The organism is Arthrobacter sp. LT660, assembly GCF_056172845.1.
In genome coordinates, this window is sequence record NZ_CM149651.1 from 1,569,176 (window position 1) to 1,583,160 (window position 13,985).

Genomic DNA, 13,985 nt, shown 5'->3' on the forward strand with positions numbered 1-13,985 from the left:
GTCTACTTCTCCGCGACGACCATGGCCGTGGCCAGGTCGCCATCGTGGCTGAGGGACAGGTGCCAATAGAGCACGCCCTTCTTCGTTGCGGCCTTGGCCACCGTGCCGTCCACCATCACGTGCGGGTCCCCCGCTGCGTCGACCACCACTTGGCAGTGCTGCCAGTTCATTCCCACGGGGGCGCCGAGGGCCTTGGCGACGGCTTCCTTGGCGGCGAACCGGGCGGCCAAAGAGCGTGTGTTCAGTTCCCGTTCGGCCGGGACGAACAGCCGTTCGCGGAGGGCAGGCGTGCGTTCGAGCTGCGCCTTGAAACGGGAAACCTGGACTACGTCCACACCAATGCCGACGATCATGAAGCGAGTCTATCCGTCGGCGCGGACTAGCCCGAACGGGTCTACACCGGCGGCCGGCGCTCGGCCCACGGCAGCAGTTCCTCGATGGCCGCACCGATGCGGAAAACCGTGTTCTCGGCGAAGGGGTGGCCGACCACCTGCGCGCCGGTGGGGACGCCGTTCGGGGCCAGGCCGCTGGGTACCGCCAGGACGGGGCAGCGGTTAGCGACGTTGAACGGGCTTGTCAGGTGCGCCTCCCAGTAGTGCCCCAGGTGCCTGCCGCCGGCGTCGATCCCGTCCAGGTAGTCGCCGTCCGCGTCGCGCCAGGCCACCGCCGACGTCGGGCAGAGCAACGCGTCGAACCCGTCCATCGCCGGCCAGCTCCGCCTGCAGCCTGGCGTCCATCGCCAGGCCCTCGGCCAGCGTGTGGCGTTCGGCCTCGGCGGCGGCGTCCGCGATGAAGCGCGCCGTGTAGGCGGCTGCGGGCGCATCGCTGTCCCCGGTCTCGGCAAGCATGGCGGGGGCCAGGATGTGGCCGAAGTGCGTGAAGATGGTTTCGCGGATCCGCTCCGTGGTCCACGGGAGGCCGATCTCCACCACCTCGGCTGCGGCACCCCTCAACGCCTCCGCGACGGCGCGGGTTTTGGCCTCCACTGCCGCGTCCACCGGATAGTCGCCGAGTGTGGTGCTGAGCGCGATCCGCACGCCGGCGACCGGTGCGTGCTCCAGATCGATGGGCGGCCCGGCCGGAATGGTGAAGTGGTCGGCCGCGTGCGGGCCGGACATCACGTTGGCGAGGAGTGCCGCGTCCGCGACGGTCCTCGCCATCGGCCCGTCCCCGCGGTACCAATCCGCCGAGAGCGGCGCGGCACCGGGGATCCGGCCGTAGGGGGCCTTATAGCCGACCGTCCCGGTGAACCCCGCCGGGATGCGCATGGAACCGGCGATGTCGCTCGCCGTCGCCAGCGGCGCCATCCCCGCGGCGAGCGCGGCGCCCGCTCCCCCGGAGGACCCGCCCGGCGAGCACTCCAGGTTCCACGGGTTCCGCGTCACGCCCCACATGGGGCTGTGCGTGACGGTGGCGCAACTGAACTCCGGCGACGCGGTGCGCACGTGGACGATCCCGCCCGCGGCGCGAATCCGCTCCACCACCGGATGGTCGCCGGGGGCGATCCGGCCGCGGTGCGCGCCGAGGCCCTGCTCCAGCGTGCGGCCGGCTAGCATGTGCTTCTCCTTCGTCGCCACCGGAGGCCCCAGCAGCGCACCCAGGGGCTCCCCGGCGTCGTCCGCCGACCGCGCGTAGCGCGCCTCGGCCAGCCGCGCGGAGGCGAGGGCGTCCAGATAGTGCAGTTCGCCCACGCTATGCACCGGCCGGCGCGGCGCCGGAGAGCGACGCCCCCTGGACGGCCAGCGCACCGCGGGGACGATCCGGTTCGCCGGTGACATCGTGGACCACCAGCACGATCTTGGACGCCCTGCTGGATTGGCCGCCTCCGTGGGCTTGTCCGCCGTCGGCCCCGGCTCCACACTGGTGCGCATGGACGCCGAACTGGCACGTGACCTGCTCACCGACGGATTCGAACGCGTGCGGGGAAACGTCGCCGCCGTCCTGGACGGACTGGACGGCGACGCCCTCCTGTACCGCCCGGACTCGGAGGCCAACTCCATCGCCTGGCTCGTTTGGCACCTGGCGCGCATCCAGGACGACCACGTCGCGGGGATCGCCGAGGTCCTCGCCGGCGCGCGGCCGCCCGAACGCGGATCCGGCCACACCCCGGGCGGCCAGGCCTGGCACGACGGCGGCTGGGCCGAACGCTTCGCCCTCCACTACGGCCCCGAGGCCACGGGCTACGGCCAGGATCCGGACGACGTGGCGCGGTTCGGCGTTGCCGATCCCGCCGTGCTCGGCGGATACCAGGCGGAGGCGCACCGGCGGACGCTGGACCTGCTCGGCGGCATGGACAGCGGCGCGTACACGAGCGTCGTCGACCGGCGCTGGGACCCTCCGGTCACCGCCGCGGTGCGCCTGATGAGCGTGCTGGACGACGCCACACAGCACATCGGCCAGGCCGCGTACGTACGCGGCCTGGCCGAACGGGCAAAACGCCGGGCGAAACCCCGGGCGCCCGTGACTACTCGACGGTGACGGACTTCGCGAGGTTGCGCGGCTGGTCGACGTCGAAGCCCTTGGCCGAGGCCAGCTCGCACGCGAACAGCTGCAGCGGCACCGTGGCCAGCAGCGGCATCAGCAGCGTCGGGGTCTGCGGGACCGGGAACACCCACTCCGCGTACTCGCCCACCGTGTCGTCGCCCTCCTCGGAAATCACCAGGGTCTTGGCGCCGCGGGCGCGGACCTCCTGGATATTGGAGACCACCTTGGAGTGCAGCGAGTGCCGCCCGCGCGGGGACGGGACCACCACGAACACCGGCTTGCCCTCGTCGATCAGCGCGATCGGACCGTGCTTCAGCTCCCCGGCCGCGAATCCCTCGGCGTGGATGTAGGCGATCTCCTTGAGCTTCAGCGCGCCCTCCATCGCCACCGGGAAGCCCACGTGGCGGCCCAGGAACAGCACCGAATCCGCCTCGGACATCGAGCGCGCCAGCTCCTTGACGTCCTCGGCCCGGTCCAGGATCTCCTGGATCTTCGCCGGGATGGCCTGCAGGTCCGCGAGGATGTCCTTGATCTGGCCGGTGAACAGGTTCCCGCGCAGCTGCGCCAGGTACAGGCCCAGCAGGTAGGTGGCGGTGATCTGGGCCAGGAACGCCTTGGTGGAGGCGACCGCGATCTCCGGACCGGCGTGCGTGTAGAGCACGGCGTCGGACTCCCGCGGGATGGTGGACCCGTTGGTGTTGCAGATGGAGAGCGTCTTGGCGCCCTGCTCCTTGGCGTAGCGCACGGCCATGAGCGTGTCCATGGTCTCGCCGGACTGGGAGATGGACACGATCAGCGTGCTGGCGTCCACGATCGGGTCGCGGTAGCGGAACTCGTGGGAGAGCTCCACCTCCACGGGGATGCGGCACCAGTGTTCGATCGCGTACTTCGCCACGGAGCCGGCGTACGCCGAGGTACCGCAGGCCAGGACGATGATCTTGCTGATGTTCTTCAGGTCCGCCGCGTCGATGCGCAGCTCGTCGAGCGTCAGCCGGCCCTGCGAATCCGAACGGCCCAGCAGGGTGTCCGCGACCGCGGCCGGCTGGTCGTGGATCTCCTTCTCCATGAAGGACGGGTATCCGCCCTTCTCCGCGGCGGCGGCGTCCCAGTCGACGTGGAACTCCTTGCCCTCGGCCGGGTTCCCGAAGAAGTCGGTGATGGTGTGGGACTCGGGGGTGATGGTGACGATCTGGTCCTGTCCCAGCTCCACGGCGCGGCGCGTGAAGTCGATGAAGCCGGAGACGTCCGAGCCCAGGAAGTTCTCGCCGTCGCCGAGTCCGACGACGAGCGGGGAGTTCCGGCGGGCGGCCACCACGACGCCGGGCTGGTCCTTGTGCACGGCGAGGAGCGTGAAAGCGCCCTCGAGCCGGCGCGAGGCCTCCTGCATGGTCAGCGTCAGGTCGCCCTTGCCGGTGCCGTGGTAGATCTCGCCCAGCAGAACCGCGGCGACCTCGGTGTCCGTCTCGGAGAGGAAGGTGTGGCCCTTGGCCTGCAGCTCCCGCTTGATCTCGGAGAAGTTCTCGATGATGCCGTTGTGGATCACGGCGAGGTTGCCGCCGTCGGCCAGGTGCGGGTGCGCGTTGCGGTCCGTCGGCCCGCCGTGCGTGGCCCAGCGGGTGTGCCCGATCCCGGTCATGGACTCCGGCAGCGGGTCCGTCTCGAGCAGCTCCACCAGGTTGGTCAGCTTGCCGGACTTCTTGCGCGACTCGACGCCGCCGTCCGTCAGTACCGCCACGCCGGCGGAGTCGTATCCACGGTATTCGAGGCGGCGCAGTCCCTCGAGGACCACGTCCAGGGCGCCATGGGTGCCGGAGGTTTTCGTTGCGAGGCCTACGTAGCCAACAATTCCACACATGCGCACCAGATTACCGTGTTTTAGGAATCAACCCGGACTGTTGGCAGAATGCGGTGGGTGAATGGTCAGCGAGTGCACGACGCCGGAGTCTCCCCGTACGTCGAACTGGAACGGCAGACGTGGGCCCGCCTCGCCGACGAGATCGAACAGCCCCTCGACGAGGCGGACCTCGAACGCCTGCGCGGGCTCGGCGAGCAGTTGGACCTCGAGGAGATCCGCGAGGTCTACCTCCCGCTGTCCCGGCTGCTGAACCTCTACGTGCAGGGCGCCTGGCAGATCCACCAGGCCACCACCACGTTCCTGGGCGAGGCCACGCAGCGCACGCCGTTCGTCATCGGCGTCGCCGGCTCCGTGGCCGTCGGCAAGTCGACCACCGCCCGCGTGCTGCAGGAGCTCCTGCGCCGCTGGCCGGACACCCCCAACGTGCAGTTGATCACCACCGACGGTTTCCTCTACCCGAACGAGTCCCTTCACCGCCGCGGGCTGATGCAGCGCAAGGGATTCCCGGAGTCCTACGACCGCCGCCGGCTCCTGCGGTTCGTCTCCGAGGTGAAGTCCGGAGCCGATGAGGTCCGCGCCCCTTGGTACTCCCACCTGACCTACGACATCGTGCCGGAAAAGGAGGTGGTGGTGAGCAGCCCCGACGTCCTGATCGTCGAGGGGCTGAACGTGCTGGCGCCGGCCCGCGTGCGCTCGGACGGGACCGCCGGCCTGGCCCTGAGCGACTTCTTCGACTTCTCCATCTACGTCGACGCCCGGACCAGCGACATCGAGGAGTGGTACGTCAACCGCTTCATGCGCCTGCGTGGTGGGGCGTTCGCGGACCCCGCCTCCTACTTCCACCGGTACGCCGCGCTCAGCGACATCGAGGCCCGCGAGACCGCACTGGGCATCTGGCGGAGCATCAACGAACCCAACCTGCGCGAGAACGTCCTGCCCACCCGCGGGCGCGCCCAACTGGTGCTGAGCAAGGACGCGGACCATTCGATCCGGCGGATGTTGCTCCGCAAGATCTGACCGCTGTACGCTACGGATCATGATCCAGGGATTCAAAGACTTCATCATGAAGGGCAATGTCGTTGACCTTGCCGTCGCAGTCGTCATGGCCGGCGCCTTCGGCGCGGTCGTCAACGCACTGGTTGAAAGCGTGCTCATGCCGCTGATCTCCGTGCTGGTCGGCACCCCGAACTTCGACAACTTCCTGGCCGTCGGCCCGGAGGGTGCCATCAAGATCGGCGTCCTGCTCACCGCAATCGTCAACTTCCTGCTCGTGGCCGCCGCCATCTACTTCGTCGTCGTCATGCCGATGAACAAGATGATCGAACGCCGCAACGCCCGCCTCGCCGCCGGCGAGGTCCCGGCGGAAGAGGAAGTCGACGCGCAGGTTCTCCTGCTCACCGAAATCCGCGATTCCCTCCGGAACCGCGCCTAGCCACGCAGCACCCCACCGCACCGACGAATGCGAAGAGGGACCCCGCCATCGGCGGGGTCCCTCTTCGCATTTCTCCGCCGCGCTATTCGGGCCGGAGGCCTGGGGTCGGGTCAGCCGCAGGTGTTCGGTGCTCCCTGGCTGTTCTCCGGGTTGGTCTCGCAATCCTCCTGGAGATCCTGGGGCCGCGGGTTCTTGTTCGAGGTGTTGCCCTGGGTCTCTTCCGTGGTGGTGGATCCCACGCCACCCTGGTTATTGCCCGGCCCCTCGAAGGTTGTGCAGGTGACGGTGCCTTGCGTCTTGGTGCAGTCGTCCGGCAGGGGCGCCGCGCCGGCCGAAGCCGCCGAGCCGCCGAGCAGTAGTCCGGTGATCGCGATCGTTGCGAGGAACTTGCCCATGATTTCGGTTCCTTTCTGCTGGGGAGCACCGTAAGGCGTCCCGTGGGGGTGCTTTCGAGCGGTCCGGCCGCAGCTACGCGAAAAACCGGATCGCACTGCAAAGGTAAACAAGACTGACGGGCATGTACATATGTGCCCGATTCTTTGTCATAAAGCGGTTATGGCGGTTCGCGGTTCCGTTCCGGATCCGGCCCGCTTACCTTCCCGGTTCCGGTATGGCGGGCAACCGCACGCGGAAGGTGCTGCCCCTGCCCGGGGTGCTGTCCACCTCGATCGTCCCGCCGTGGGCGTCGACCAGTTCCTTGCTGATCGCGAGCCCGAGTCCGGCCCCGGCGATCGCGGCCTGGCGGACCGAGGCGGTCCGGTAGAAACGCGTGAAGAGCCCGTCTACCTCCGCGGCCTCCATCCCGATGCCCGTGTCCGCGACCTCGAGCACCGCCTCGGCGTCGCGCCGGACGGCGGAGACCGTGACGGTACCGCCGGCCTTCGTGTACTTCAGCGCGTTGGAGAGGAGGTTGTCGACGATCTGCCCGATCCGGCACCGGTCCCCGTCGACCCACAGCGGGCCCCGGATGTCGCTGACCAGCTCGATTCCGGCCCGCCGGGCGCGTTCGGCCTGCGCCCGCACCCGCGCGCCGACGATCCCGGCCAGGTCCATCGGCATCGCGTCGACGGTCAACTGCCCCGTGGCCGCGTCCAGCAGGTCCGCCACCAGTCCCAGCAGCCGCTCGGCGTTGCGGCGGGCGACGCCCACGTAGCCTGCGACTTCCGGGGGGAGGCCCGGGGTGTCCTGCGCCAGTTCCAGGTAGCCGATGATCGAGGTCAACGGGGTGCGCAACTCGTGGTTCACGTGCGCGAGGAACTGGTCCTTGGCGGCCAGCGCGTCCATCAGGTCCGTGACCTCGTGGAACACCACCACCGCTCCCCGGTGCGCGCCGGCGTCGTCCACCATCCTCCGGGAGGACACCGCGAAGGCGCCTTGGCGCGGGCCCTCCCCGATCCACACCAGCTGCCCGGAGAACTCCTCGCCGAATACGGCGCGGCGGACAGGTCGATCGTCGCGCGCGAGCGGCGTAGCGCGGTCCGCCCCGAAGACCAGCAGTTGGCCCTCGTCGGGGTCCGGGTTGTCCGCGGGCATAGCGATCCGGTGGATGTCCTCCTGGCGGGCGTTCCTGAGGACGTCGTGTCCATCCTCGTCCACGACGACGAGGCCCACGTGTGCGGCGTTCAACACCTCGTCCAGCAGCAGGCTACGCCGCTCCGACTCCCGGAGCGCTCTGGCCAGCTGGCGTTCCGTGTCCGCGACGATCGCGGAAACCACGGACACGGACACGGTGAACGCCAGGATCATGATGGGAATCAGCAGTGCACGCAACAGGCGGTCGGCGCTGTCCCCCGCGTCCAAATCCCGGAACACGACGACGGCCGCGGGGACCGCGAAGGAGGCCAGCCGCACCCAGCCGGGCCGGAGATGCGTCCACGCCAGCCAGAAGAACGGCAGGCCCAACAGGATGGACAGCCCGGACAGGGAGTCATGCCCGGCGATCGCCAGCAGGCTGAGCCCCACGATGTCCGCCAGCGGGACCGCGAGCTGGAGCCTGTCCTCCGTGTCCCGCACGGGCAGCAGGAACGCGGCGGCCGTCGCCGCGGCGACCACGGCGACCCCGGCCCACAGCAACGGGTTGCCCAGCGTGGGGTTCGGGTGGACCAGCGCGATCAGCGCCAGGACCACGAGCGTGGCGACGGCCGCCGGTGTCTGGTTGAACACCAGCGCGGTGCGCGGATGGAGGTTCCCGGGCTCCCCGCGCAGGTTGATGAGATCCAGGATCCGGCGTGCGTCGGCCAGGAATGTCACGTGGGCGTCCCTCCCGGGTGTCGCAGGGGTGATTCCGAAAGCGGTGCGCCTCAGACCAGCGCGACGGCTTCCTGCACGACGGCGGCGAGGCGCCGGGCGATGGCTTCCGCGGTCGCCTGATCCGTGGCCTCCACCATGACGCGGACCACCGGCTCCGTTCCGGAGGGGCGGAGCAGGACGCGGCCGGCGTCGCCGAGTTCGGTCTCCGCGTCGCGGACGGCGTCGGCGATGGCGGGGTTCAGCTTGACCGCGGCGCGGTCCACGCCCTTGACGTTGATCAGCACCTGCGGCAGGACGGTCATCATGGACGCGAGTTCCTTGAGCGTCTTGCCCGTGGCCGCGACCCGGGCCGCCAGCTGCAGGCCGGTCAGGACGCCGTCGCCGGTGGTGGCGTGGTCGGCGAAGATCACGTGGCCGGACTGCTCGCCGCCGAGGTTCAGGCCGCCGGAGCGCATGGCCTCCAGGACGTAGCGGTCCCCCACCCCGGTCTCGCGGATCTCGATGCCGGCCTCGCCCATGGCGATCTTCAGGCCCAGGTTGCTCATCACGGTGGCCACGAGGGTGTTGTCCGTCAGCTTGCCCTGGTCCTTCAGCGCGGTGGCCATGACGGCCATGATCTGGTCGCCGTCGACAACCGTGCCCTCGTGGTCCACCGCGAGGCAGCGGTCCGCGTCGCCGTCGTGCGCGATCCCCAGGTCCGCCCCGTGCGCCAGGACCGCGGCCTGCAGGTTCCCCAGGTGCGTGGAGCCGTAGCCGTCGTTGATGTTGATGCCGTCCGGGTCCGCGCCGATGACCACGATCTCCGCGCCGGCGTCGGAAAAGACCTGGGGCGAGCAGCCGCTGGCGGCGCCGTGGGCGCAGTCCAGGACCACCTTGAGTCCGTCCAGGCGGTTGGGCAGCGTGCCCAGCAGGTGGACCACGTAGCGGTCCTCGGCGTCGGCGAAGCGCTGCACGCGGCCGACGTCCCCGGCGACCGGACGCAGCGGCTCGGTCTCCATGGCCGCCTCGATGGCGTCCTCGAGCGCGTCGTCAAGCTTATGCCCGCCGCGGGCCAGGAACTTGATGCCGTTGTCCGGGGCCGCGTTGTGCGAGGCGGAGATCATCACGCCGAAGTCGGCGTCCAGGTCCGCGACCAGGTAGGCGGCGGCAGGGGTCGGGAGCACGCCGGCGTCGAACACGTCGACGCCGGACGCGGCGAGCCCCGCCTCGATGGCCGCGGAAATGAAGTCCCCGCTGATCCGCGGATCCCGTGCCACGACGGCGACGGGCCGCTTGCCGGCGGGCACCTGATTGAAGCCCAGCACGACGGCCGCGGCCTCCGCCAGGCGCATGGCCAGTTGCGGTGTGATCAGAACATTCGCTTTTCCACGGACCCCGTCCGTGCCAAATAACCTAGCCATAGTCGCTCCATCATATGGCTAGGTCACCGGATTGCGGCGTTCCCCCTAGTCGGGGTGGCGCCGGCACTCCGGATCGACGACCACGGGCTCGCGTCCGCCGTCCCAAATGCACAGGCAGACCGTGGTCGTTTCGGCGGCCGGTGTCTTCCCCTCTTCTTCCTTGCGCATGGCATCCCCCTCGATGCTCCACGTGTTCCCCAACACGTCCCCAATGGATACACAAAAGATAAGCCCCGGGCGGCGTTTTGGACAGCCTTTCAGCCGGGCAGTTGCGCGGCGTTGTCCCGGGCGAAGTCGTAGTACTCGCGCAGGCGCAGCTTCGCGGCCGCGGACTCGTCCAGCAGCACGGTGGCGTCCGGGTGGAGCTGCAGCGCCGACGCCGGGCAATGCGCGCCGAGCGGGCCCTCCGCCATGGCCGCGACCGCGTCCGCCTTGCCCGCGCCGGTGGCCACCAGCAGGAGCCTGCGCGCGCGCAGGATGGTGCCGATGCCCTGGGTCAGGCAGTGGATCGGGACGGCGTCGGCGTCGCCGCCGAAGAAGCGCGCGTTGTCCCGGCGCGTCTGCGGTGCCAGCGTCTTCACGCGCGTGGAGCTGCCCAGGGAGGACCCGGGTTCGTTGAAGCCGATGTGACCGTTGGCGCCGATGCCCAGCAACTGGACGTCCACTCCCCCGGCGTCGGCGATCGCGGCCTCGTACGCCTCGCCCGCCGCGGACGGGTCCTCCGCGGCGCCGTTCGGGACGTGCACGCGGTCCGGGTCCAGCCCGATCCGCCGGGTCACCTCGCGGTCGATCACACTGCGGTAGCTCTGCGGGTGCGCCGGGTCCAGGCCCACGTACTCGTCGAGGGCGAACACGGTCGCCCCGGAGACGTCCAGGCCGTCCGCCACGAGGACCGCGAGCTCGCCGTACGTCGCCAACGGGCTGGAACCGGTGGCCACGCCGATGACCGGGGCGCCGCTGCCCGCGATGGCGGAGGCGAGGATCGCGGCGGCGCGGCGGCCGACGGCGGCGGCGTCCGGCAGGACGATGATCTCCACGCTCAGGACCCCACGGTGTCCGCGATGAGCCGGCGGATGCCGTCGAAGTGCCCGCCGACCAGCACGGTCGCGGCGGCCTTGTCCCCGGCGGCGACGGCCTCGTAGATCTCGCGGTGCAGGCGGGCGGTCTCCGCCAGCTCCGCGCCACTGCCGTCCATCTGCTCGTGCATCCGGCTGTAGGCGGACCAGAACACGGAGAGCAGGTTGGTGAGCATGCCGTTCTCGAGGGGCTCGAACAGGCTGCGGTGGAAGCGCTCGTCCGCCTCGGTGAGCATCTGCCCGGCCTCGGCGAGGCGCTCCATGTCCTCCACGGCGGTGCGGACGGCGGCCAGCGCATCCTCCGTCATGGCGTCCATGGCGGAGCCGATCAGGCCGGACTCCAGCGCCTGGCGCACGTCGACGAGTTCCACGGCTTCGTGCCCGCTGCTCCTGAGGGAAAGCCGGGCGTGGAACTCCAGGGCCGCGGCGAGCGCGTCCATGTTCTTGATGGCCACGAACATGCCGTAGCCGTGCCGCACGTCGACGATCCCCATGGCCTGGAGGACCTTCAGCGCCTCCCGCACGGTGTTCCGGCCGACTCCGAGGACCTCCACGAGTTCGTGTTCCGTGGGGAGCGGATCCCCCGGGGCCAGGCCGCGCTCGAGGATGAGCTCCGTGATGTCGTGTTGCAGCGCATGCATCCGCGCGGACGCGTTCGCCCGCACCCTGCGCGCCGGCGGCACCTGTGTCTCCATGTACTTTCCGTCCCTCCATCGACCGTTACGGATCTGTGGTTGACGTCACCGTGTGATGTCGCCTACATTCTAACCCGAGGCATAGGACATCCTACATCCGACAATGCCCGCATCGACAACCCTGAGGTGACACCAATGAAATCTCCCGCGATCATGAACCACACCAGCTCGCGCCGCAACTTCCTGCGGATCGCCGGCGCCATGGGCGCCGCCGGCGCTTTCGCCGCCACGCTTTCCGCCTGCGGCTCCACGGGCACCGCCGCCGGCGGCGCGTCCGGAAGCGCCACGGCCGGGACCAAGCCCATCGAGGCGGGCATGTCCTACGCCCTCTCCACCGGTTTCGACCCGATGACGTCCACCGGCGCCACGCCGATGGCCGCCAACATCCACACCTTCGAGGGGCTCACCGAGCTCCACCCGGCCACCCGGGAACGCTACCTGGCCCTGGCCGCGGCGGAGCCGACGCAGGTCGACGACACCACCTACGAGATCACGCTGCGCGACGGCGCCACCTTCCACAACGGCGACCCGGTCACCGCGGAGGACGTGGTGTTCTCCTTCGAGCGCGTCATGGACACGGAGAACGCGTCCCTGTTCGCGCAGTTCATCCCGTTCATCGACTCGGTGGAGGCCAAGGACGAGAAGACCGTCACATTCAAGCTCAAGTACCCGTTCGCGCTGTTCGCGGACCGCCTGAGCATCGTGAAGATCGTCCCGAAGAAGCTCGCCGCCGACCAGGCCGCGTTCGACGCCGCACCGGTGGGCTCCGGCCCGTACAAGCTGGTCTCCGCGGTCAAGGACGACAAGATCGTCTTCGAGAAGTTCGAGGAATACAACGGCCCGATGCCGGCGCTGGCCCCGGGCATGACCTGGTTCCTGCTCTCCGACGCCGCCGCCCGCGTCAGCGCGGTCGAGTCCGGCCGCGTCCAGGCGATCGAGGACGTTCCGTACCTCGACGTCGACCGCCTCGCCGGCTCGGTCGAGGTAGAGTCGGTGCAGTCCTTCGGGCTGCTCTTCCTGATGTTCAACTGCCAGGAGGCGCCGTTCGACGACAAGCGCGTCCGCCAGGCCCTGCACTACGCCCTGGACACCCAGGCCGTGATCGACCGCGCGCTGCTGGGCAACGCCACGGCCGCCACGTCCTTCGTCCACAAGGAGCACCCGAACTACCAGGAGGCCTCCACGGTCTACAGCCTGGACCTGGAGAAGGCCGAGGCGCTCCTGAAGGAGGCCGGCGTCGACTCCCTGAGCTTCGAGCTGCTCACCACGGACACCTCGTGGGTCAAGGACGTCGCCCCGGTCATGGTGGAGTCCTGGAACAAGCTCCCGGGCGTCAAGGTCACCCTGCAGAACCTGCAGTCCGGCGCGCTGTACGCGGACAACGTGGACACCGGCACGTTCAAGGTGGTCGCGGCCCCCGGAGATCCGTCCGTGTTCGGCAACGACCTGGACCTGCTGCTGTCCTGGTGGTACCGCGGCGACGTCTGGCCGAAGGACCGCTTCCGCTGGAACGATACGCCCGAGTACAAGACGGTCCAGACGAAGCTGGACGAGGCCGTCCGCGCCTCGGACCCGAAGGTCGCCACCGCGGCCTGGAACCAGATCCTGGACATCGTGGCCGAGGAGGCGGCGCTGTACCCGATCTTCCACCGCCAGCTGCCGACCGCCTGGAACCCGGACGAGCTGAACAACTTCCAGCCGCTGCCGACCACCGGCATCTCCTTCCTGGACGCCGGGCGCAAGTAGCGCCACCCGCCGCCGGCCGCCCCCGGGCGCGGCCGGCGGCCCCCGTCCCCCTCCAACCCATCCACCACGACGCCGCAAGGGAGCACCGCTGACGTGGCCAACATCCTAAGGCTGCTGGGCCGACGCCTGGCCGCCCTCCCGTTCATGATCCTGGGGATCACCCTCCTGGTCTTCCTGGTCCTCCAGTTCTCCCCCGGCGACCAGGCCACCACCGCCCTCGGCGAGGGCGCCAGCGAGACCGCCAAGGAGAACTACCGCGAGGAGCGCGGTCTCAACGACCCGCTGCCCATCCAATACCTGTCCTTCCTGGCCCGCCTGCTGGTCCTGGACCTCGGATCCACCACCCCTCCGGCGCAGCCGATCACCGGCATCGTCGCGGGCGCCTTCCCGCTAACGCTGCAGCTCACGTTCTGGGGCGTGTTCATCGCCGTCGCGCTGTCGCTGGTCCTCGGCGTGGCCGGCGCCCTCTACCGCGACCGCTGGCCGGACCAGCTGATCCGGGTCTTCTCCATCGCCGCCGTCGCGACGCCGTCGTTCTGGCTGGGCATCCTGCTCATCCAGTGGCTGGCCCTGGGCGTCCCGCTGTTCCCCTCCGGCGGGTTCGTCCCGTTCTCCGAGGACCCCGCCGGGTACTTCCGTTCGCTCGCCCTGCCCGCCCTGGCCCTTGCCATCCCCGTCTGCGCCTCGCTGATCCGCGTGGTGCGCACCTCGATGGTGGAGGAGATGGACAAGGACTACGTCCGCACCGCGATCGGCAACGGCGTCCCGCGCGCCGAGGCCATCCGCCGCAACGTGCTGCGCAACGCCCTGATCACCCCGGTGACCGTGCTGGGCCTGCGCATCGGCTACCTGCTCGGCGGCGCCGTCGTGATCGAAATGATCTTCTCGCTGCCCGGCATGGGCCAACTGATCCTCAACGGCATCACCAACAACGACGTCAACCTGGTCCAGGGCGTCACCCTGACCATCGCCATCACGTTCGTGCTGGTGAACATCGCCGTAGACCTCCTCTACCTGCTCATCAACCCACGAATCAGGACGGTGTGA

At 69.7% G+C, this 13,985-nt stretch carries 15 protein-coding genes; 5 read left to right on the forward strand and 10 right to left on the reverse strand.

Going from position 1 to position 13,985, the window contains the following annotated elements; genetic code table 11:
- Positions 1 to 2 precede the first annotated feature (2 nt).
- The 3 genes from AC0QSG_RS07215 to AC0QSG_RS07225 are packed head-to-tail and all read right to left on the reverse strand — an operon-like array spanning position 3 to position 1,691.
- On the reverse strand, positions 3 to 353 hold the full coding sequence (locus tag AC0QSG_RS07215) for a holo-ACP synthase (RefSeq protein WP_475377123.1): 351 nt from the start codon (positions 351 to 353) through the stop codon (positions 3 to 5).
- A gap of 41 nt (positions 354 to 394) precedes the next feature.
- Positions 395 to 664, reverse strand: a complete 270-nt coding sequence (locus tag AC0QSG_RS07220; RefSeq protein ID WP_475377124.1) for a hypothetical protein — start codon at positions 662 to 664, stop codon at positions 395 to 397.
- Positions 555 to 1,691, reverse strand: a complete 1,137-nt coding sequence (locus AC0QSG_RS07225) for an amidase family protein (protein ID WP_475377125.1) — start codon at positions 1,689 to 1,691, stop codon at positions 555 to 557. Before AC0QSG_RS07225 ends, AC0QSG_RS07220 begins: the two co-directional genes overlap by 110 nt.
- 88 nt (positions 1,692 to 1,779) lie before the next feature.
- Between AC0QSG_RS07225 and AC0QSG_RS07230 the strand changes: the two genes are divergently transcribed.
- Positions 1,780 to 2,478, forward strand: coding sequence for a mycothiol transferase (locus AC0QSG_RS07230; protein WP_475377126.1), 699 nt, complete (start codon positions 1,780 to 1,782; stop codon positions 2,476 to 2,478).
- On the opposite strand, the gene glmS is transcribed toward AC0QSG_RS07230, so the two are convergent.
- Entirely contained in the window at positions 2,465 to 4,339 is a 1,875-nt protein-coding gene (glmS, locus tag AC0QSG_RS07235) for a glutamine--fructose-6-phosphate transaminase (isomerizing) (protein ID WP_475377127.1), read from the reverse strand. The two genes, AC0QSG_RS07230 and glmS, sit on opposite strands and share 14 nt — an antisense overlap.
- 48 nt (positions 4,340 to 4,387) lie before the next feature.
- On the opposite strand from glmS, the gene coaA reads away from it, so the two are divergent.
- Together coaA and mscL are read left to right on the forward strand one after the other, a co-directional pair.
- On the forward strand, positions 4,388 to 5,356 hold the full coding sequence (gene coaA, locus AC0QSG_RS07240; RefSeq protein ID WP_475377128.1) for a type I pantothenate kinase: 969 nt from the start codon (positions 4,388 to 4,390) through the stop codon (positions 5,354 to 5,356).
- Positions 5,357 to 5,375: 19 nt separating this feature from the next.
- Entirely contained in the window at positions 5,376 to 5,771 is a 396-nt protein-coding gene (gene mscL, locus AC0QSG_RS07245) for a large conductance mechanosensitive channel protein MscL (RefSeq protein WP_475377129.1), read from the forward strand.
- Between the two features lie 110 nt (positions 5,772 to 5,881).
- On the opposite strand, the gene AC0QSG_RS07250 is transcribed toward mscL, so the two are convergent.
- From AC0QSG_RS07250 to AC0QSG_RS07275, 6 genes are all read right to left on the reverse strand, one after another.
- Entirely contained in the window at positions 5,882 to 6,166 is a 285-nt protein-coding gene (locus AC0QSG_RS07250; RefSeq protein WP_475377130.1) for a hypothetical protein, read from the reverse strand.
- 196 nt (positions 6,167 to 6,362) lie between these two features.
- A complete protein-coding gene (locus tag AC0QSG_RS07255; RefSeq protein ID WP_475377131.1) occupies positions 6,363 to 8,021 on the reverse strand; it encodes a sensor histidine kinase in 1,659 nt (552 codons plus the stop codon).
- Between the two features lie 50 nt (positions 8,022 to 8,071).
- A complete protein-coding gene (gene glmM / locus AC0QSG_RS07260; protein ID WP_475377132.1) occupies positions 8,072 to 9,421 on the reverse strand; it encodes a phosphoglucosamine mutase in 1,350 nt (449 codons plus the stop codon).
- 45 nt (positions 9,422 to 9,466) lie between these two features.
- Positions 9,467 to 9,589 carry a hypothetical protein gene (locus AC0QSG_RS07265; protein ID WP_435726237.1) on the reverse strand — a complete coding sequence of 41 codons (123 nt, stop codon included), beginning with the start codon at positions 9,587 to 9,589 and terminating at the stop codon, positions 9,467 to 9,469.
- Positions 9,590 to 9,678: 89 nt separating this feature from the next.
- Positions 9,679 to 10,458, reverse strand: coding sequence for a glucosamine-6-phosphate deaminase (locus tag AC0QSG_RS07270; RefSeq protein ID WP_475377133.1), 780 nt, complete (start codon positions 10,456 to 10,458; stop codon positions 9,679 to 9,681).
- 2 nt (positions 10,459 to 10,460) lie between these two features.
- Positions 10,461 to 11,192 (reverse strand): FadR/GntR family transcriptional regulator, encoded by a 732-nt coding sequence (locus AC0QSG_RS07275; protein WP_475377134.1) that lies wholly within the window; start codon positions 11,190 to 11,192, stop codon positions 10,461 to 10,463.
- Positions 11,193 to 11,327: 135 nt separating this feature from the next.
- On the opposite strand from AC0QSG_RS07275, the gene AC0QSG_RS07280 reads away from it, so the two are divergent.
- Positions 11,328 to 12,938: an ABC transporter substrate-binding protein gene (locus AC0QSG_RS07280; RefSeq protein WP_475377135.1), complete on the forward strand. Its 1,611-nt coding sequence runs from the start codon at positions 11,328 to 11,330 to the stop codon at positions 12,936 to 12,938.
- A gap of 93 nt (positions 12,939 to 13,031) precedes the next feature.
- Positions 13,032 to 13,985 carry an ABC transporter permease gene (locus AC0QSG_RS07285; RefSeq protein WP_435726233.1) on the forward strand — a complete coding sequence of 318 codons (954 nt, stop codon included), beginning with the start codon at positions 13,032 to 13,034 and terminating at the stop codon, positions 13,983 to 13,985.